23 protein-coding genes are annotated in these 18,538 nt (G+C 69.9%); 14 read left to right on the forward strand and 9 right to left on the reverse strand.

Annotated elements, in window-relative coordinates; genetic code table 11:
* Positions 1-465, forward strand: a 465-nt coding sequence (locus ME121_RS34355) for a hypothetical protein (protein ID WP_491892892.1), incomplete at its 5' end; no start/stop codon positions are given.
* The gene (locus tag ME121_RS27205) at positions 440-820 is read left to right on the forward strand and encodes a hypothetical protein (RefSeq protein WP_059409940.1); all 381 of its coding nucleotides are present in this window, start codon (positions 440-442) and stop codon (positions 818-820) included. The genes ME121_RS34355 and ME121_RS27205, both read left to right, overlap by 26 nt.
* 212 nt (positions 821-1,032) lie before the next feature.
* Here ME121_RS27205 and ME121_RS34360 read toward each other — a convergent pair whose 3' ends face one another.
* The gene (locus tag ME121_RS34360) at positions 1,033-1,224 is read right to left on the reverse strand and encodes a hypothetical protein (protein WP_491892893.1); all 192 of its coding nucleotides are present in this window, start codon (positions 1,222-1,224) and stop codon (positions 1,033-1,035) included.
* A gap of 287 nt (positions 1,225-1,511) precedes the next feature.
* Positions 1,512-1,697, reverse strand: coding sequence for a hypothetical protein (locus ME121_RS27210; protein WP_059409941.1), 186 nt, complete (start codon positions 1,695-1,697; stop codon positions 1,512-1,514).
* 1,548 nt (positions 1,698-3,245) lie between these two features.
* Between ME121_RS27210 and ME121_RS27215 the strand changes: the two genes are divergently transcribed.
* Positions 3,246-3,533: a hypothetical protein gene (locus tag ME121_RS27215; protein WP_059409942.1), complete on the forward strand. Its 288-nt coding sequence runs from the start codon at positions 3,246-3,248 to the stop codon at positions 3,531-3,533.
* Between the two features lie 72 nt (positions 3,534-3,605).
* Here ME121_RS27215 and ME121_RS27220 read toward each other — a convergent pair whose 3' ends face one another.
* Positions 3,606-4,544 (reverse strand): alginate O-acetyltransferase AlgX-related protein, encoded by a 939-nt coding sequence (locus ME121_RS27220; protein WP_245337747.1) that lies wholly within the window; start codon positions 4,542-4,544, stop codon positions 3,606-3,608.
* 209 nt (positions 4,545-4,753) lie between these two features.
* On the opposite strand from ME121_RS27220, the gene ME121_RS27225 reads away from it, so the two are divergent.
* Positions 4,754-4,975 (forward strand): hypothetical protein, encoded by a 222-nt coding sequence (locus tag ME121_RS27225; RefSeq protein WP_012322507.1) that lies wholly within the window; start codon positions 4,754-4,756, stop codon positions 4,973-4,975.
* 18 nt (positions 4,976-4,993) lie between these two features.
* On the opposite strand, the gene ME121_RS27230 is transcribed toward ME121_RS27225, so the two are convergent.
* Positions 4,994-5,284, reverse strand: coding sequence for a PilZ domain-containing protein (locus tag ME121_RS27230; RefSeq protein ID WP_012322508.1), 291 nt, complete (start codon positions 5,282-5,284; stop codon positions 4,994-4,996).
* A gap of 416 nt (positions 5,285-5,700) precedes the next feature.
* On the opposite strand from ME121_RS27230, the gene ME121_RS27235 reads away from it, so the two are divergent.
* Positions 5,701-6,744 (forward strand): hypothetical protein, encoded by a 1,044-nt coding sequence (locus ME121_RS27235; protein ID WP_012322510.1) that lies wholly within the window; start codon positions 5,701-5,703, stop codon positions 6,742-6,744.
* Between the two features lie 15 nt (positions 6,745-6,759).
* Here the strand turns inward: ME121_RS27235 and ME121_RS27240 are convergent, their stop codons facing one another.
* On the reverse strand, positions 6,760-7,101 hold the full coding sequence (locus ME121_RS27240) for a hypothetical protein (protein WP_029360116.1): 342 nt from the start codon (positions 7,099-7,101) through the stop codon (positions 6,760-6,762).
* Positions 7,102-7,184: 83 nt separating this feature from the next.
* Entirely contained in the window at positions 7,185-8,048 is an 864-nt protein-coding gene (locus ME121_RS27245) for a formyltransferase family protein (RefSeq protein ID WP_053621801.1), read from the reverse strand.
* A 218-nt stretch (positions 8,049-8,266) separates the two neighbouring features.
* On the opposite strand from ME121_RS27245, the gene ME121_RS27255 reads away from it, so the two are divergent.
* Positions 8,267-9,871, forward strand: coding sequence for a cryptochrome/photolyase family protein (locus tag ME121_RS27255; RefSeq protein WP_059409945.1), 1,605 nt, complete (start codon positions 8,267-8,269; stop codon positions 9,869-9,871).
* Here ME121_RS27255 and bcsS read toward each other — a convergent pair.
* The gene (bcsS, locus tag ME121_RS27260; RefSeq protein WP_059409946.1) at positions 9,838-10,563 is read right to left on the reverse strand and encodes a cellulose biosynthesis protein BcsS; all 726 of its coding nucleotides are present in this window, start codon (positions 10,561-10,563) and stop codon (positions 9,838-9,840) included. The genes ME121_RS27255 and bcsS overlap by 34 nt on opposite strands.
* 293 nt (positions 10,564-10,856) lie before the next feature.
* On the opposite strand from bcsS, the gene ME121_RS27265 reads away from it, so the two are divergent.
* Positions 10,857-11,459, forward strand: coding sequence for an exopolysaccharide biosynthesis protein (locus ME121_RS27265; RefSeq protein WP_210383480.1), 603 nt, complete (start codon positions 10,857-10,859; stop codon positions 11,457-11,459).
* Between the two features lie 7 nt (positions 11,460-11,466).
* On the opposite strand, the gene ldtR is transcribed toward ME121_RS27265, so the two are convergent.
* Together ldtR and ME121_RS27275 are read right to left on the reverse strand one after the other, a co-directional pair.
* The gene (gene ldtR / locus ME121_RS27270; protein WP_024827984.1) at positions 11,467-11,979 is read right to left on the reverse strand and encodes a transcriptional regulator LdtR; all 513 of its coding nucleotides are present in this window, start codon (positions 11,977-11,979) and stop codon (positions 11,467-11,469) included.
* Between the two features lie 160 nt (positions 11,980-12,139).
* A complete protein-coding gene (locus ME121_RS27275; RefSeq protein WP_012322517.1) occupies positions 12,140-12,598 on the reverse strand; it encodes a DUF6163 family protein in 459 nt (152 codons plus the stop codon).
* A gap of 224 nt (positions 12,599-12,822) precedes the next feature.
* On the opposite strand from ME121_RS27275, the gene hemB reads away from it, so the two are divergent.
* The 7 genes from hemB to ME121_RS27310 all read left to right on the forward strand — a co-directional run bounded on the left by hemB (position 12,823) and on the right by ME121_RS27310 (position 18,473).
* Complete coding sequence (gene hemB, locus ME121_RS27280) at positions 12,823-13,881, forward strand: porphobilinogen synthase (RefSeq protein WP_059409947.1); 1,059 nt, start codon at positions 12,823-12,825, stop codon at positions 13,879-13,881.
* Complete coding sequence (locus ME121_RS27285; RefSeq protein ID WP_012322519.1) at positions 13,878-14,246, forward strand: hypothetical protein; 369 nt, start codon at positions 13,878-13,880, stop codon at positions 14,244-14,246. The genes hemB and ME121_RS27285 overlap by 4 nt, the downstream gene beginning before the upstream one ends.
* Positions 14,247-14,334: 88 nt before the next feature.
* Positions 14,335-14,823, forward strand: coding sequence for an RDD family protein (locus ME121_RS27290; RefSeq protein WP_059409948.1), 489 nt, complete (start codon positions 14,335-14,337; stop codon positions 14,821-14,823).
* A 124-nt stretch (positions 14,824-14,947) separates the two neighbouring features.
* Positions 14,948-15,694, forward strand: a complete 747-nt coding sequence (locus tag ME121_RS27295) for an arginyltransferase (RefSeq protein ID WP_024827982.1) — start codon at positions 14,948-14,950, stop codon at positions 15,692-15,694.
* A 119-nt stretch (positions 15,695-15,813) separates the two neighbouring features.
* Entirely contained in the window at positions 15,814-17,121 is a 1,308-nt protein-coding gene (purB, locus tag ME121_RS27300) for an adenylosuccinate lyase (RefSeq protein WP_059409949.1), read from the forward strand.
* A 79-nt stretch (positions 17,122-17,200) separates the two neighbouring features.
* Positions 17,201-18,058, forward strand: coding sequence for a D-amino-acid transaminase (locus ME121_RS27305; RefSeq protein WP_012322523.1), 858 nt, complete (start codon positions 17,201-17,203; stop codon positions 18,056-18,058).
* 112 nt (positions 18,059-18,170) lie between these two features.
* Positions 18,171-18,473: a hypothetical protein gene (locus ME121_RS27310; protein WP_043075119.1), complete on the forward strand. Its 303-nt coding sequence runs from the start codon at positions 18,171-18,173 to the stop codon at positions 18,471-18,473.
* Positions 18,474-18,538 lie beyond the last annotated feature (65 nt).

Raw genomic sequence — 18,538 nt, forward strand, 5'->3', positions numbered from 1 at the left:
AGGATCCGGCGCGCCGTCCGCTACGGGCAGACCCGATGGGCCGAGATCTGGTTCTCGGTGATCATGTGGGTGGTGGGGCTCACATGCTTGATGCCGTGGCCGACCTTCGTCGGTCCGCAGTACCGGATCATCACTTCCTACGTCAGCGAGACGACGGCCGGCGTGATCGCCCTGGCGGTCGGCACCGCCCGGATCACCGCCCTCTACATCAACGGACGGCGCGGCCGGGAGACGTCGTTTGTTCGGACGCTCGGATGCCTGAGTGGCTTCCTGTTCTGGCTCGCCATGGCCCTTGGGTTTGCCCTGGCCTTTCCGCCGCTTTCCCTGAGCGCCGGCATCTACTCCGTCTTCGCGATCGCCGAGCTGCACTCGTCCGGCCGAGCCGCCGGCGACATGGCCGCGGAAGACACCTTCGGCTTCAGGAAACGGAGAAGGGCCAGTGCCGGCAACAGCACAGCAGCTTGATGGGTGGCCGGGCATCGTCATCGCCTTGCTGGGCGCGGTCGCTGTGGTCCTAGTTCCTCTGACCGGGTTTATGAAGGAGTGGTGGGGGTACAGGAAAGAGGTGCGCGCGGCAGAAGCGCTGAAGCCCGATGTCGCTCGCGATGTCGCGGCAACGCCGGGCGCCGCGGTGTTCGACAGCATCGCCCTGGCGGATCTCGCCAAGGCGATCAACGGCCTGACCGCCGCCATCGTCGCCGACACGGCTTCCGAGGAGGCGCAGCACACTAGCCAGATGACGGCCGCGCTGACCCGGTTCACAGAAGTGATGGACCGATGGGAGGACGATCACGGCCGGCAGCCCCGAGGTAGGCGCTGATGCTCTGGACCCATACCGGCGAGACGCTGATGTGGGTCGGCGTCGGCCTCATCATCGGCCTGTTCGTTGGTGGCTGGGTCGCGGACCGGCAGCGGCCGCTCTGACTGGCCTGCCGCTTGCGATAGCCAGACGTTTCCTCCCGACTTCAGCCCCGCCGGCATCCGCCGCGCGGGGCTTTTTGCGTTCCGGGGCATGATCCTGATCGCTCGTCCTCAGCCTGTACCAAGGCGATGCATGCCAGTCAGGAGCCCGCCGCCGAATACGCCAACCCAAAAGCCGAGAAAGGCGCCAACCATTGCGGGAACCTCATAGGCCGGGAACATCAAGCCGCCCGCGATCCATCCGCCAAACCAGCAGCCCATCCATATTGTCAGGAAGGCGATGCCTCGCAGGTTGTCGAGCACCGATTCCTCCGCTCTCACGAACTCAATCAGACGCTACTCGAAGCGGCCTGCTCGCGTCGATCTCCACGAGATGCGCTCGGCCGGCTGGCGTGATGAACCACGCATCCACGCGCCGGCCTGGCCCAGGGGCTGAGCGTGATTCGACGAGCCCGCGCTTCCTCAGGACGGCCATCGCTGACGGATAGGCGCCGCGGCGCAGACCCTGCGGGTAGAGGAGGCAGGCGCGCAGAGCCTCAAGCTGGCGGCCGCGGACCGGCGCGAATGGTTCGGAAGGCATGGCCCTCCCGCTACTGCAGCTTGTCCGACGTCGAGTCCATGAGGCCGAGGCGCACGGCCAGGGCCAGGAGATCGCTGTCTGTCAGGGTCTTCCCCTCGACCTGCCAGAAGGCGTGATCGTCGCCCCATGGCTCAACGGAATAGCCGTAGGCGATCAGGGCGTCTGCGGCTTCGGTGATGGGGTCGTGATCGCTCATGGGTTGAGGCTACTGCGAGCCAGGCCGAGCCGTCGAGAGGGCGCCAGCGGTTTCCAATCTGCCTGTCGCGCGCAGGGGATCTGACTGGATCCCGCTCGCAGATTTGGAAACCGGATCCGCTGAAAACGCTTATCTTTTTGCGGCGCATCAGTTCCTTTTAATCTGTAGGTCCTGGGTTCGAGTCCCAGCGCGCTCACCATTCTGCCAGCACGATCAGTTTCTCAGAGTAGCCCGACAATCCGCTGCTGCCCCGCGCGAAGCCCGGGGTTCACGCGGGTATCACTGATCGGCACGGAACAGCCCTGGCCCGTGACAGCGCCGGCCTGCCATCGGTGATCGCCCTCTGACCGAGCCTGGCACCATAGTCATGGACCGCGTCGGGTCTCGCGCGGGTGAGAACAGGTTCGCCCGCTTGTGAGGAGATCTGACCGGGGCGGAGCGCTTCACCTGCCGAGCGACGGACCACCGGAGGTGCCGCCAGTCCCAGGCGGCCCGCTTGTGGGCGTTCCGCCGATGTTCACGCCCGGCGTGGTGCCGGGCACGGGGGGGTTGCTAGAGTTGGCCTCGTTGCCGCGAGTGAACGGTCTCGGGCCAAGATCTCGAGCGCCAGGAGGCGCCCCACCAGTGCTGGTCGGGGGTCTCACCCCGGTGTTGCCGGCACCTCCCGTGACTACCTGGGCTGCGGCGGGGCCCGCCAGGACGAGACTGAGAGCGCCGGCGAGCGCCATCGTGGTGCGGTTCATGCGATTGTCCATGCTGCTGCTGCGGCACTGGAACGGCCGAGGTGTCGCGAAGTTCGACTGGGCTCGAACGAAGGCATGATGGTGGGGCAGGACCTCAGCGCCACCACGTTGCCGGGATCGTCAGCGGGCGCGGGCAGATGGCGCCTCTGCCCGGACCGCCGCCCTGATCCGCGGACTCGGACCGCCGGCTCGGGCTCCGGCTGCTGCCGGCCGATGTGACCGCTGTCCACCGAGGAGACCCTGCCGCCCCGCACGGATGCGACTTGCGAGCGGCTGGCTGACGCCACAGCGACGTGCGATCCCGCGACCGCAGCTCGATCACGCGACGCCTGTCGGCAATCGCGCGGCGCACGCCGTCATCGAAGTCGGCCCCGGCACTGTGCAGGATGACAGCGCGCAGGCCGTCCTGGCGCGCCGCACGGGAGTTCGCCGAGGCCCGCCTGAAGTCTGCCGCTTCGCGGTCGAAACCTATGCCATCGATTGGACGAGCGTGAGGAGGGTTGATGCGACAGCCAGGGCCCCGACGAGGGCGAAGGTGGCGAGGATGAATGCGTGCATCGGTGCTGCTTCCCGTGCGTCCGCGTCGACGCGGCGGTCCAGACATGCCCGATGCACAAGGGTGCCGCAGTGTCACGGCGCACGGACGGCTAATATCGAGCTCTCGTGTATCAGTCCCGGCGCGCTCGCTAAATCCTCGACCGTCGTTCCCGACAGCCGGCGCGGTCACCCCTCCGCCCGCACGAAGATCGGAACCCCTGGTTGCGCTTTGGGTTGGGCTCCCAACGCAACTGCGAAGGAGTCACCGATGCGGAAGCTCGCTCTCATCTCAGCCGTCACCCTGTCCCTCGGCGCGCTCGGCGCCACCGGCGCCCAGGCGCAGGGCTATGGCTACGGCTACGGCGGCCATCACGGCTACGGCTACGGCCGCGGCTACGATCGCGGTTACGGCCACCGGCGCGATTTCGGCTATCGCCGGTACCGCGGCCTGTCGACCGGGGCCGCGATCGGCCTCGGTATCGCGGGCGCGGCCGCCGGCGCTGCCGCGGCGGGCGCCTTCGATCGGGGCCCGGGCTACTACGGCCGCGGCTACTGAGCCGTCGCGGTCTGACGGAGCAGAGTTCCGCCGCCACCGCGGCGGGACTCTCCTTTATGAGGGCAGCCTGGCTCAGCGCAGCCAGCGCCGGATCCGCTCCCGCAGTGTCGGGCGGACCGCCCGCCGCGCCCGCGCCGCGGCGAAGCGATCGATCCGGATCCGGTCATTCGGAACCTGCCGCAGGAACCGCTCAGCGATCTCGAAGATCACGATGTCCGGCCGGACCTCCTCGACGTAGGCCCAATCGATGTTCGCCGACCAGATCGCGTGGATTTCCCCGAAGGTCTCGGCCAGCATCGCGGTGAGGCGGGCCCCCGGGCTGTAGATGTAGGAATCGCCGAACAGCACCACGCGCCGCGGATCCGGCGCTTCCTTGTTCTGAAGGACGACGCGGGATCCGACGAACAGCCCGCGCGGACGCGCGGCCCGTCCCGATTCCCGTACCGCCACAAGCGCGTTCGCCTCGATCCGCGCCGCGCGGCGCGGGAAATCGTAGGCGACGTACGCCTCATCGAGCGGGGGAACGAGCTTCTCGCCGAGGTCGAAGGTGAAGCGCTCGGTCACGCTGGTTCCGGCGAAGACGTGCGCGGCCGCCGGCGCGTCCAGCGCCTCGCAGAGCGCGCGGTACGCCGTCAGGTAGCCCCGGTAGGTCCAGTGCGTGTCCGTGCGCAAGTAGACCGGCTCCTCGCCCCGCGTTTTCAGGAGCGGCGTCTGCAGGTCGACCATCGGTGCCCCGCTGTCGCCGGCAACCAGCCGGGCGAGCCGGACCCCGGGCGGATCGTCGAGCCCCGGGAAGGGGCGGCCGAGGAGGTCCGGATAGATCGCGAGCTTGTCGGGGACGACGGTGTGGACGTGCCGGATCCCGAGGGCGTCCAGGCGGCGCGCCCGCCGCCCGATGAGCCGCGTCCAGCGCTTCAGGATCCGTCGTGAACTCGCAGTCTCGCCGTAGAAGGCTTCGACCTCGCGGGCGCGTCCGACCCAGTAGAGCCAGCCATCGTGTCCCACGGCCACGCCGTTGCCGCTCGTCCTCAAAGCTCCAGGCCTCCCACTGCCCGCGACAATCCCCGTCGATGACGCTGGACGTCCCGCCTCGACGGATCTGCGCGGGATTGCAACCCCTTCGCCGCGGGAGGGGCGGACACGCCGCGGCGCACGGCCTTTTTCACCCGCGGACCGACCTCCCGGTGAAACTTTATGGCCGCGCCGCGGGTACTTCCGTCATGCGCACCACTCCGCGCGGCGTCGCGAAAAAGGGCCGGTCCATGTCCGCGCTTGTCACGTTCATCGGCTGCGGCCTCGTTCTCGCGGGGTTCGCAGCCGAGAAGTTCGCCGAGCATCGCTGGCTCGCGGCGAGCCGGCCCGCGCCGCTCGACACCCTCGCGGTTCTGGCCCTGGCATTGCCGGCCGTCGGGCTCACGCTGATGGCGACGCTCGCGGTCTGAGCGCACGGGACTCCCGTCTCACACCGCGTCGCCGCAGAACAGGACGCCGACCGTCCGCTCCTTGCGCCAGACGAGCTGGACCGCGTAGCGCATCTCCGCGCTCGCCAGCACAAGGTCGAACACGTCCTCCAGCAGCACCGCCTGGGAACCGAGGAATTCGAGCATCGCGCCGCGATCGGAGATGTTCTTGACCTGGCAGGGAAAACGCGCGCCGTCCCGGTTCTGCGCGAAGGCCAGCAGGGCGGTGGGCTTCCGGTCGGAAGCCCGGCGTTCCACGAAGGCGGCAGCGGGGCTGGCGTTGCGGGACACGGCCGAGGTTCCTGCCCAGGTCGGCCGGTATGGCGCGATATCAGTAAAAATGCGCCGGATTCGCTAACATGTTATTGATAATCGGTCGCAGCGCCGAGAGATGGCAAGTCGCGTCCGGTTTATAAGATCGATCTCAGGTAATCACCGCCGGTCTTCTCTCGGCGGCCCTTCGCCCGCCTTGATGAACCGGCCGATCAGGAGGCCGAGCGGGATCGACACCAGGAACCATGTGCGCAGGAATCGCAGGGCGGTCATCGGCTCCCTCCGGCAGCGTTGCGGGTGTCGCATCCGCGGCCGTGCGCGACCATCCGGGGCCGGCGTCGCCGATGCGATCCTGAAACCTATCTGGTCCCGCGGGCGGCCTCTGCCAGTGGGTTCCCGGGCGGGGCCGCGTTGAGAGGACATCGGAGACGATCATGCGCAACCGCCCCGGCACGGCCCTGCTGGCGTCCCTCGCGATCGGCCTGCCGACGCTCGCCGCTGCCGAGGCGCCGGTCCAACCGCCCCGCGCCGCACCCGCGACCGATCCGGCTTCCGCGGCGCAGCCTTGGCCGCCGAACTTCTCCCGCAGCGTGCAAGGGACCGGGGTGCCCGGCCTGGACGGCGGCCACGTCTTCCTCTGGAACAGGCCGCAGGGCTTCGATCCGGTCTCGACCCTGCGGGTCGACCGGCACGTGCCGGAAGGGTCGGGCGAGGCGACCCACACCTACAAGGCGCTCTGGGCGCTCGGCTCTACCGGACCGCACAATGCCGGCTACGAGTGGACGATCACGGGCGAACTGCACAACCGCGCCCTCGCCAGCACCGGGGCGCAGAACGTCGCCGTCAACGGCACGATCTTCAAGGAGTCCAACGGTCTGGGGCCGGTCGGGCCGTCGTGGGCCGGGAACTTCAACTGTGTCGACACGACCGACGAGGCCGATCCGGTGGCCTCCTGCATCGGCGCCGAGATCGACGTCTCGGCGCAGTCGCCGACCACGGACCGCAACCGGCAGCGGGTCGGTCTGCAGATCTCCACCGGCGGGGTGCCCGGCGCCCATACCGGCTACGGGATCCTGATGGGCAACCTCACCGGCTCGATCACCGACCGGGCGATCTCGTTCCAGGGAGAGGGCACCTACGGCATCGGGATCGACGCCGCCGCCGCGCGCTTCACCGGTGTCCCGATGCTGCTCGCGGCCGGACAGGCGATCGGGCTCGACGGCAACCGCGAGGGCGGCTTCTCCCGCAGCCTCGGCTTCGACGGGCGCGATCTGGTTTACGGCACGGGGGCGGGGCCGGTCGTGCGCGTGACCGATAGCGGTCGGATCGAGGCCGCCTCCCTCCGCGAGAGCCTGCCGCTGCCGCCCGCGAGCAGCCGCGCGCCCTGTACCCCCGGAGACCATGCCTGGGACGAGGCCTACGAGTACCGCTGCGTCGCGCCCGACCGCTGGAGGCGTGCGACGCTCAGCGACTGGTGAGCACCCCGCCCGTCGTCAGCGGTCGAGGATGCGCACCACCGCGCGGGTGTCGGGGTCGACGACCACGATCTTGTCGCCGGGCGCGACGAAGTAGCCGAAGCGGCGCAGGCGCGGATTCGGGGCGTCCGTGAAGGGCGCGAGCCGCACGTCGGGCGGCACGATGCTGCCCGGCCGCAGTGGGATCGATCCGACGATCGGTCCGGGCCCGACTGGCCGGCGGACGATGTAGTCGCGCACCACGACGTCGTCGTCGGGGCCGAACTCGTCGGGTGTGACGATCACCGCCTGCGCGAAGGCGGAGCCGGTGAACAGCGCGGCAAACCCGAGGGCTGCGGTGAGGCTGGCGCGGGTCGACATGGCGGACTCCCGTGATGCCCGGGCGCGAATCACCGGGCCGCCGGAAACATCAGCGTTCGCGCTTCGGTTCCCGTCCCGGCCGGTCAGCGGCCGATCTGCCCGGCCTCCGCGAGGGGGACCGGCGACCAGCGGGTCAGCTGAACGTACCCGTCGAGGGCCGCCACCACGACGTGGCGGCGGTGGCGGTGCACCACCGCGCCTGGCGTGTGCGCGTGGCGCTCCTGCCACCCTTGCGCCTCCGCCACGAAGACCCGGGCGTCCCCGAGCCGCGCGATCGTCTCGACCGTGCCGAAGGCCCGCACCCGGCGCAGGACCGTCTCGACGTCCTGCCGGAAATCGAGCGTCCGGTCGGTATCGGTGGCGCGCGGCCAGTAGGAGCCGTCCCCCTGCGGCTCGGAGCGCCGCCAGCGGTTGGGCAGGTCCCGGCCGAGGGGACCGGCCGCGAGACGGCGCGCCGCCATCTGGCACTTTGCGAGCAGCGTCTCGTGGCTCTCGCGCGAGCTCAGGGCGAAGATCTCCTGCGCCAGGATATCGCCGGTGTCGAACCCGTCGGCGAGCACGTGCGCGGTGACGCCCCAGGTCTCGTAGCGGTCGAGCACGGCCCGGAACAGCGGGTAGGGGCCCCGGCCCGTGGGCAGGGGGGAGGGGTGGAAGTTGAGGCCGTAGGCGGCGCGGCCCTTCCAGCCCTTGATGAGCCAGGGATAGCCCGCGACCACGAGCGCCCAGTCCCGGCCGTGCTCGGCCTGCAGCGCCTCGATGTCCCGCTCGCGGATCCGCGACAGCTGGATCGGCAGCTTCAGGGACCGGGCGCGGGCGACGATGACCTCGTTGTGGTCGTAGACCCCGTCGCAGGGGCGCGTGAACAGCTTCACCGGCGTCCAGCCGGCGTCGAGCAGCCCCTCGAAGACCCCGCCGAGGAAGTCGATGCCGGCGAACGCGAACTTCATGCTTGCCGCCTGCGACCTTGTGCACGTGGAGGGCGCGGATCCGCCGCCTGCCCGGCGGCGTCCCCGGCCTTACCTTGATTGGGCCGATGACGGTGGCAAGGGGGGACAGCGTGGTTCGGTTGAGCATCGACGGCTGGACCGGAGAGATCGGCCGCGCCGCGACCCGCGCCCGCGCCGCGAATGGCTGCCGCTCCGCCCTTCACGGCGCGGGCTGAACCATGGCCGGGAAACGCCGCGGCGGTGCCGCAACGGCCGGAACGCTGCGCTTCGTCCTCGGCGATCAGCTGACCCGCCGGGTGTCGAGCCTCGTCGACCTCGATCCCGAGCGCGACGTGGTCATGATCGTCGAGGTCCGGGACGAGGCGACCTATGTCCGCCATCACAAGCAGAAGATCGCCTTCCTGTTCGCCGCTATGCGCCACTTCGCGGCCGAGCTCGAGGCGGAGGGCCTCGCGGTCGACTACGTCCGCCTGACCGACGCGGGCAACACCGGCAGCTTCACCGGAGAGCTGGAGCGCGCCGTGGCGCGCCACCGGCCGGATCGAGTCGTGGTCACCGAGCCGGGCGAGTGGCGGGTCTGGGAGATGATGCAGGACTGGCGCGAGACCCTGGCAATCCCAGTCGAGATCCGCGCCGACAACCGCTTCCTGTGCCCGCGGGAGGATTTCTCTCGCTGGGCGGAGGGCCGGCATCATCTGCGGATGGAGACCTTCTACCGGGGCATGCGGCGCAGGACCGGCCTCCTGATGGACGACGGCGAACCCGCGGGGGGGCGCTGGAACTACGATCCCGAGAACCGCAAGCGCCTGCCCAAGGGCCACCAACCGCCGGACCGGATCGGCTTTCAGCCCGATGCCGTGACGCGCCAAGTCATCGCCCTCGTTGAGGCGGAGTTCGGCGACCATTTCGGAGATCTCACCGGCTTCTCCTGGCCGGTGACCCGGGCCGATGCCCTCGCGGCGCTCCGGCACTTCCTGGCCGACGCCCTGCCGACCTTCGGCGACTATCAGGACGCGATGAAGACCGGCGCGCCGTTCCTGTACCACGCGCTCCTTTCGCCCGCCCTCAACGCCGGGCTGCTCACCGCCGAGGAGGTGTGCTGGGCCGCCGAGCGCGCCTACCGCGACGGTGCGGCGCCGCTCCACTGCGTCGAGGGCTTCATCCGGCAGATCCTCGGCTGGCGGGAATACGTGCGCGGGCTCTACTGGGCGCGGATGCCCGGGTACCGGGACAGCAACGCCCTCGGCGCGGGCCGCGACCTGCCGTGGTTCTACTGGTCAGGCGAGACGGCGCTGAACTGCGTCGCGCAGGTCGTCGGCGAGACGCGCGCCCACGCCTACGCCCACCATATCCAGCGCCTCATGGTGACCGGCAACTTCGCCCTCATCGCCGGCCTCGATCCGGCGCAGGTGGAGGAATGGTACCTGATCGTGTTCGCGGACGCCTACGAATGGGTCGAGCTGCCCAACGTCCACGGTATGGTGCTGTGGGCCGACGGCGGCGTGATGGGCTCCAAGCCCTACGCGGCCTCGGGCGCCTACATCGACCGCATGTCCGACTACTGCGCGTCGTGCGCGTACGACGTGAAGGTCAAGGCCGGGCCTGAGGCCTGTCCGTTCAATTATCTCTACTGGAACTTCCTGATCGAGAACGAGGAACGGCTGGCGGGCAATCAGCGCATGGCCATGCCGTACCGCACGCTCCGCGGCCTGGGCGACAGGCGCCGCGCCGAGATCCGCCGCGACGCAGCCGCATTCCTCGACTCACTTCAGGCCCGCCCCGGACCCGATCAGAGCGGCGACCAGACCGACAGGGTCAGGTAGGGGCAGGCCCGGCCCCGGCCCCTCTCGGACTGGAGGCCCGCCGACGCCCGGAAGTTGTACCGGCCGAGAGCGAAGTCGGTGCCGTGCAGGCCGAGGCTCCACTTCGCGTAGCCGCTCCCGTCCGCGTAGAGCGCGGCCTCGGGTCCCAGATAGGTCTCCCACAGCCGGTAGCCCCAAGCGAGGCGCGCCCACAGGCTGTCGCGGGCCGATCCCGCGACGGCACTCGCCTGCAGCAGCGTCGCCTCGGTCGGGCGTGCCCAGACCTCGCCGTGAAGTCGGAGGCCGTAGCGCGTCGGCAAGGCATCGAACTGCGGCCCCGCGATCAGCATCTCCCGCGCGGTCTCGGGCCCGGCGAAGGCCGCGACCGCGCCCCAGTCGAAGAACCACTGGTATCCGGCGAGGGCGGCGGCGGCGACGGTGTAGCGCGCGCGCGGGCCGTCCGGACCGCGCTCGGTGCGCCGTCCGCCGCCGACGCTCGCCAGCGCGGCGAACCCGTCCTGTTCGAGGGACGTGAGGCCGGCTTTCGCGCCGACGGTGAGGAATGTGTCGCTGCCCGCGTCGAGACTCCCGAACAGCAGCGTGTCGATCTCGCCGGCGCCGACCGGGCTCGTAGATCCGACCAGGCCCGAGAGCAGCGTCGCGAGGACGGGGCCGCAAAGACCAAGCTTCGGGGCGGGGCGCTGGCTCGACACAGTCGATCCTCCGGCATCGGAGGATAGCGGTAAGATAAAATTAACTGTGTTGCACCTGGCGTCGCGTCGTTGTCCCCGGTTTTGTCCTGTCTGATCACGATCGACTGCCGGTCACCTTGAGCGATGCTGTCAGAGAACGCGCGAAGCGTCGCGCGATGCTTGCCGGATCCTCGCGGGCACGCGGCTGCTAGCCCGCCCGGCGGGCGCCATCGCGCTGTCGCGAATCTGCCGTGCTTGGCGTGCCAGATGATCTCGGCTAGAGCCCCCGCGGGAAAGCGAAGGTTGGCGGATCCTTGACCTCCGGTGCACGAACGTCGGACGTCCTCACCGTGCTGGCGAGCCAGGAGGGCGAGCGCCTCACCGTGGGCGACATCGTCGCGGTCCTGCGGGACCGTGCCTTCGCGCTGCTCGTGGTCCTGCTCGGGCTGCCGAACTGCCTGCCCATGCCGCCGCCGATCCCGCTGATCTGCGGCCTGCTCCTGCTCCTCGTGGCGATCCAGATCGCCGCCGGGATGTCGGCGCCGTGGCTGCCGCGGATGCTCCTCGGCCGGTCGATCGCCCTGGCGGATGTCCGGCGCGCCGTCACCCGCGCGGTGCCGATCCTGCGCCGCCTGGAGCGCTGGTCGCGCCCCCGCGTCAGCGTGTTCGAGACCGCGCTCGGCATGCGCGGCATGGGGATCGTGCTGCTCGCCCTGGCGCTGGCGCTGATCGTGGCCGCGCCCATCGTCGGGCAGATCCCGCTGGGTCTCGCCGTCTGCCTGGTCGGGCTCGGTCTCGTCGAGCGCGACGGTCTCGTCGTGCTGGGCGGCCTCGTGATCGGGATGTTCGGCGTCGCCATCAACGCCGGCTTCGCCTACGCGGTGATCGCCGGGATCGTCGGCCTGCTGAACCTCTGAGGGCGCCTCAGAGGCGGTAGCGGATCTGGTCGGTCCAGAAGCGTTCCAGGCGGGTGAGAGCCTGGTTCAGGCGGTTGAAGTCCTCCTCCGAGATCCCGCCGATCGGCGTGATCGTCCGGGCATGCTTGTCGTACAGCCCCTGGATGATCTCGTGGACCTGGCGGCCCTTGTCGGTCAGGCTGATCCGGACGGAGCGCCGGTCGGTCTTCGAGCGGGCGTGGTGGAGGTAGCCGGCCTCGACCAGCTTCTTCACGTTGTACGAGACGTTCGAGCCCAGGTAGTAGCCCTTCGTCCGCAGCTCGCTCGCGGTCAACTCCTTGTCGCCGATGTTGTACAGGAGCAGCGCCTGGACGCTGTTGACGTCCTCGCGGCCGCGGCGCTCGAACTCGTCCTTGATCACGTCGAGGAGCCGGCGATGCAGCCGCTCCACGAGGTGCAGCGCCTCAAGGTAGGAGCCCTTGGCGGAGGCGGCCTCCTCGGGAGCCTCGATCTGCGCGACTCGGGCGTTCTGGGTCTTCATCTCTGCCTCGCCATCCGATGATCCGGCACCCGTTCGATGCGGCGCCGTTGATGATGGCTAAGCTAGGGCTCGGGAATGAAAGGCGATTTAAGCGACAGGATGAATTCGCGATTTACTCTTCGCGGTGAAGACAAACTGAATGAAGATAAGAACGGTTCGTTCACCGTGCTTCCTGCGCGGCCAGCCAGGACAGCAGGAAGTACAACGTCACGACACAGCCCCCGAATACGAGCAGCGGCACCGATAACGGCAAGAGTTGCGGTGTCAGGACCGCGAGCGTCATCGCCGAGGTGACGGCGAGCAACCAGATCACGCCGCCCCAGGCGCTCGTCAGCCACAATCCGATCGCCGCCGCCGCGTCGATCACCGCGAAGTAGACGATCGCGGACTGGCGGCCGAAGGGCTCGGCCTCGAAGGGGCGGACGCCCGGCAGGACGTCGAGGATCGTCGCCCAGGCGAAGACGCTCTTAAGCAGCCAGACCAGGGCCGTGAGCCGCATGAACCAGATCAGCACCGTGTCCCACGTGCCGGGCGCCGGCCCTTGGGCGCGCTCGATGCGGTCGCTCGGGATGCCGCCCGGCCTCGGCGTCTTGCGCCGGATCGGAAGGTAGCCGGGCACTATCGAGGGCTCGCGGGCGTGAGGGGCCGGTTCATGCGGCGGTTCATGCGGGAAGGGCCGGGATCCTGATCGATCGGACGGGGGTCGCCGGGTTGAAGCGGTTCCGCCGCCCTGCGTCAACGGTCGGGTTTCGTTGCGCCAGCCCGGTGTGGTAGTCGGACGCCTCCGGCGCACGGGCGCCGCGCGATCCGCGGCGTGGTCCGCGCGAACGGTAGCGAAGCCGCATGTCAGACACCCTGCCAGAGCCGCGCCCTCTCGCCGTGGAGGCCGCCCGCGAGGGCGCCCGCGTGGAGGGTCTGAAGATCACCCAGCGTCCGCGCCGGAACCGGAAGGCCGACTGGTCGCGCCGCCTCGTCCGCGAGCACACCCTGACGGTCGACGACCTGATCTGGCCGATGTTCGTGATCGACGGCGAGGGGCGCCGCGAGCCGATCGCCTCGATGCCGGGCGTCGAGCGCCTCTCGGTGGACGAGATCGTCCGCGACGCGGAGCGCGCCGCGAAGCTCGGCATCCCGGCGGTGTCGTTCTTTCCCTACACGGAGGTGTCGCTGCGCGACCCGACCGGCTCGGAGGCGCTGAACGCCAACAACCTCGTCTGCCGGGCGGTCCGCGCCGTGAAGCGGGCCGTGCCCGAGATCGGGATCATGACCGACGTGGCCCTCGATCCTTACACGAGCCACGGTCACGACGGCCTGATGAAGGACGGCGCGATCCTCAATGACGAGACCGTGGCGGTCCTCGTCGAGCAGAGCCTGATCCAGGCCGAGGCCGGGACCGATATTATCGCCCCCTCCGACATGATGGACGGGCGCGTCGGCGCGATCCGCGCCGGCCTCGACAAGGCCGGCTTCCTCGACGTGCAGATCATGGCGTACGCGGCCAAGTATGCCAGCGCCTTCTACGGGCCGTTCCGCGACGCGATCGGCACCAAGGCGGCCCTCGTGGGCGACAAGCGCACCTACCAGATGGATCCGGGCAACTCGGCCGAAGCCCTGCGCGAGGTCCGGCTCGACCTCGACGAGGGCGCGGATTTAGTGATGGTGAAGCCGGGCCTGCCCTACCTCGACATCATCCGCCGGGTCCGGGACGAGTTCCAGGTTCCGACCTTCGCCTACCAGGTGTCGGGCGAGTACGCGATGATCGAGGCGGCGGCCCGCAACGGCTGGCTCGACGGCGACCGCGCGATGATCGAGGCGCTCCTCGCCTTCAAGCGGGCCGGGGCCGACGGTGTGCTCACCTACCACGCGCCGCGGGTCGCGGAGCGCCTGCGCCACCATCCGTGAAGCGCGGGCACCGCTGGCTCCTCGGGGCGGCGGTCGTGGTCGGCTTCTTCGGCGGCCTCGCCGCCTGTCAGGACACCCTGCGCCGGGATCGCGTCGCCACCTGCCGCCGGGCGCTCCCGGCGATCGCGCCGCGGGACGGCATCCGGCTCCTGCGCGCTGCGCCGGGGCCGTCGGCAAACTCGGTGCGGGTCGATTACGCCGACGGCAACCGGCAGCACTGGCTGACCTGCCGCTTCGATGCCGGCACGACCCTGGTCGCCCTCGCCACCGAGGCGAGCACCCTGTCCGGCCCGGCGCTCTACATGCTGAAGCGCTTCTACCTCGACACGCCCGACGCCGCGGCCGGTGACCCGGCCGGGCGCTGAGAAGCGGCCGCGCATCCGGCTCCTCTTGCGGGGCTCGCCGCCTGCACCCACCTTCACGTCCGCAGCCTCGCTTGCAGGACGCGACACCATGCAGAACCCTCAACCCGGATACGCGCAGCGCTTCGAAGCGCCCGGCTACGCCACCTCGCTGCCGATCCCGTTCGTGCGGGCGAGCCTCGGCGGCCGGACGGTCGCCTATCTCCTCGACATCGTGTTCATCTTCGGCTTCACGGCCCTGCTGACGCTGCTGATCACCGTCATCGGCGTGGTCACGTTCGGCCTCGGCTGGACCCTGTTCGCGGCACTTCCGGCGAGCGGCATCATCTACAGCGCCATCACGGTGGGCGGGCCGAAACAGAGCACGATCGGCCAGCGGATGATGGGCCTGCGGACCGTCGCGCCCGAGAGCGGCGCTCGGGTCGACGTCGTCACGGCCGCCGTCCATGCGCTGCTGTTCTACGTGGCGATCTCGACCTTCCTGCTGTGGTGCGTCGACATCGCGTTCGGGCTGATGCGCGCCGACCGGCGCCTCGGGCACGACCTGCTCCTCGGTCTGGCCGTCGTCCACGCGCGCTGAGCGACGATTCCGGTGATGAAAATCCGACGGTGCGACCGGTCGGGCCATTGAGCCTCGGCCGGTCGCCTGTACACTGGCACGCCGGCGCCGTGAGGATGGACCCGGCGCAGGGTCTGTGAGAAGCGTGACCAGCCATCCGCGCGACACACCGCAATTCTACCTCACCGCCCCGTCGCCGTGCCCCTACCTGCCGGGGCAGGAGGAGCGGAAGGTCTTCACCCACCTGGTCGGTCGTCGCGCCCGCGACCTGAACGAGATCCTGACACAGGGCGGGTTCCGGCGCTCGCAGACCATCGCGTACCGGCCGGCCTGCGAGACGTGCCGGGCCTGCATCTCGGTCCGCGTCGTGGTCGACGAGTTCGAGCCGAGCGCTAGCCAGAGGCGCATCCTGGCGCGCGGCGCCGACTGGGTCGGCACGCCGGAACCGAACCGGCCGGCCTCGGAGCAGTACGCCCTGTTCCGCCGCTACCTCGACGCCCGGCACGGCGACGGCGGCATGGTCGACATGACCGTGCTCGACTACGCCATGATGGTCGAGGACAGCCACGTCGACACGCACTTGGTGTCGTATCGCCGGCACGGGCCGGATACGGCGATCACCGGCCGCGGCTCCGGCCCGCCGCTCGCCTTCTGCCTGACGGACGTGCTCTCCGACGGGCTGTCGATGGTCTACTCGTTCTACGACCCGGCGGAGGCCGCGCGCTCCCCTGGGACCTTCATGATCCTCGACCATATCCGCCGGGCCCGCCGGCTGGGTCTGCCGTATCTCTATCTCGGCTACTGGGTCGAGGGCTCGCGGAAGATGGACTACAAGTCCCGCTTCCGCCCGCAGGAGCGCCTGATGGGTCAGGGTTGGGTCCGGATCGACTAAGCCGCGGGTCCGCCCGCGTCCACATCCGTTGCCGCCTTGACATGGCCGATGCGCATTGAGCGGCCGGGCCGGCGCATGCTACCGGCCTCGCACGCAATCCGGACCGTGCCGAGGCCCCCATGATCCCCCGCTACAGCCGCCCCGCGATGACGGCGATCTGGTCGCCCGAGAGCCGTTTCCGGATCTGGTTCGAGATCGAGGCCCACGCCACCACGGCGCTCGCCGAGATCGGCGTCGTTCCGAAGGAGGCGGCCGAGACGATCTGGAGCAAGGGCAAGGACGCGGCCTTCGACGTCGCTCGCATCGACGCGATCGAGGCGGTGACGAAGCACGACGTCATCGCCTTCCTGACCCACCTCGCCGAGATCGTCGGGCCCGAGGCGCGATTCGTCCACCAGGGCATGACCTCCTCGGACGTCCTCGACACCTGCCTCAACGTGCAGCTGGTACGCGCCGCCGACATCCTGATCGCCGACGTCGACTCGCTGCTCGCCGCCCTGAAGGCGCGGGCCTTCGAGCACAAGATGACCCCGACCATCGGCCGGTCGCACGGTATCCACGCCGAGCCGGTGACCTTCGGTCTGAAGCTCGCCCAGGCCTATGCCGAGTTCGAGCGCAACCGCCGCCGCCTCGTCGCGGCCCGCGAGGAGGTCGCCACCTGCGCGATCTCCGGCGCGGTCGGCACGTTCGCCAATATCGACCCGCGGGTGGAGCAGTACGTCGCCGAGAAGATGGGTCTGACCGCCGAGCCGGTCTCGACCCAGGTGATCCCGCGCGACCGGCACGCGATGTTCTTCGCGACCCTCGGCGTCGTCGCCTCGTCGCTGGAGCGCCTGGCGATCGAGATCCGGCACCTCCAGCGCACCGAGGTCCTCGAGGCGGAGGAGTTCTTCTCCGAGGGGCAGAAGGGTTCCTCGGCGATGCCGCACAAGCGCAACCCGGTCCTCACCGAGAACATCACGGGCCTCGCCCGGATGGTGCGCGGCTACGTCACCCCGGCCCTGGAGAACGTCGCCCTCTGGCACGAGCGCGACATCTCCCACTCGTCGGTGGAGCGGATGATCGGCCCCGACGCCACCGTCACCCTCGACTTCGCCCTGGCGCGGATGACCGGGGTGGTGGAGAAGCTGCTGGTCTACCCGGCCAACATGCAGAAGAACCTCGACCGGCTCGGCGGCCTGATCCATTCGCAGCGCGTGCTGCTGGCGCTGACCCAGGCCGGGGTCTCCCGCGAGGATTCCTACCGGCTGGTCCAGCGCAACGCGATGCCGGTTTGGCGCGGCGAGGGCGACTTCCTGGCGCTGCTCAAGGCGGACCCGGAGGTCGCCGCGGCACTCCCGGCCGAGCAGATCGAGGCGTGCTTCGATCTCGGCTACCACTTCAAGCACGTGGACACGATCTTCGGGCGGGTCTTCGGCGACCGCTGAGACCCCGCACGATTCCTGCTTCGACCCGCCCTCGCGGGCCCGCGTTCCCGGGCCCGCGACGAACACAGGACAGCTCCCCGTGACCGCTCCCCGCATCGTCTACCTCAACGGCCAGTTCCTCCCCTACGAGGAGGCGCGGGTGCCGATCATGGATCGCGGCTTCCTGTTCGCGGACGGCATCTACGAGGTCTCGGCGATCATCGACGGCAAGCTCGTCGACAACGCCGCGCACCTCGCGCGCCTCGACCGCTCGCTGGGCGAGATCGGCATCCGCAACCCGCACGACGCGGCGGGTTGGGAGCGCCTGCAGACCGAGCTCGTGGCCCGCAACGGCGTCGCCGAGGGGCTCGTCTACATGCAGGTCACCCGCGGCGTCGCCGAGCGCGACTTCGCCTTCCCGAAGGCCGGCACCGAGCCCACCGTGGTGATGTTCACCCAGGCCAAGACCGTGCTCGCCAACCCGCTCGCCGAGACCGGGGCCAGGGTGATCACCGTCGAGGACCTGCGCTGGAAGCGCCGGGACATCAAATCGGTGGCCCTGCTGGCGCAGGTCCTCGCCAAGCAGCAGGCGGCCGAGGCCGGCGTCGCCGAGGCCTGGATGATCGAGGACGGCGCGGTCACCGAGGGTTCCTCCTCGACCGCGTTCATCATCAGCCGCGACCGCGTGCTCGTGACCCGGCCGCTCTCCACGGCGCTGCTGCCGGGCATCACCCGCGCCTCGGTGCTGCGCCTCGCGCAGGAGGCCGACCTGCGGATCGAGGAGCGGCTGATCCCGGTGGACGAGGTCTACGCGGCGCAAGAGGCCTTCTACACCAGCGCCTCCGCCTTCGTGATGCCGGTCGTCGAGATCGACGGGCGCGCGATCGGCGAGGGGCGGCCGGGTGCGCTGACCCGGCGTCTGAGGGAGCTCTACATCGAGGCCGCCCGCCAGGGTTGAGGCCGTCGTATCCCGTCCACAGGCTGGGGCATCGGGCCCGACAGCCGACAGGAACGGATCCCGTCTCCGACTGTTCCTCCCCGAATTCGTGTCTCGAACCGGGGAGGCCCTCATGCCGAAGAAGACCCTGCTCGTCGCCCTCGCGACGACCCTCGCGACGGCCGTCGCGGCGGTACCCATCCGCGCCCAGACGACCGGACCGGCCCCGACGCCGCCCGAGCGCGTGCGCCCCAACGCGGACGCGCCGCCGCAGGACCAGTCGCTCAGCGACAAGCTCCAGAAGAACGACGGCGTGATCAAGCCGCCGGATTCCGGCACGACCGGCACGGTTGTGAAGCCGGATCAGTCGGGCTCTATGCCGGTGATCAAGCCCCACGAACTTCCCGGTCGGGACCCGGGCACCGAGGCCAAATAGGCCGGTCGCGACGGGCCCCGGCTGGCCGCCATGCGGTCCGATCATGCGGCCCCTTGCTTGATTTC

The organism is Methylobacterium sp. ME121 (assembly GCF_000974725.1).
GTDB lineage: Bacteria > Pseudomonadota > Alphaproteobacteria > Rhizobiales > Beijerinckiaceae > Methylobacterium > Methylobacterium radiotolerans.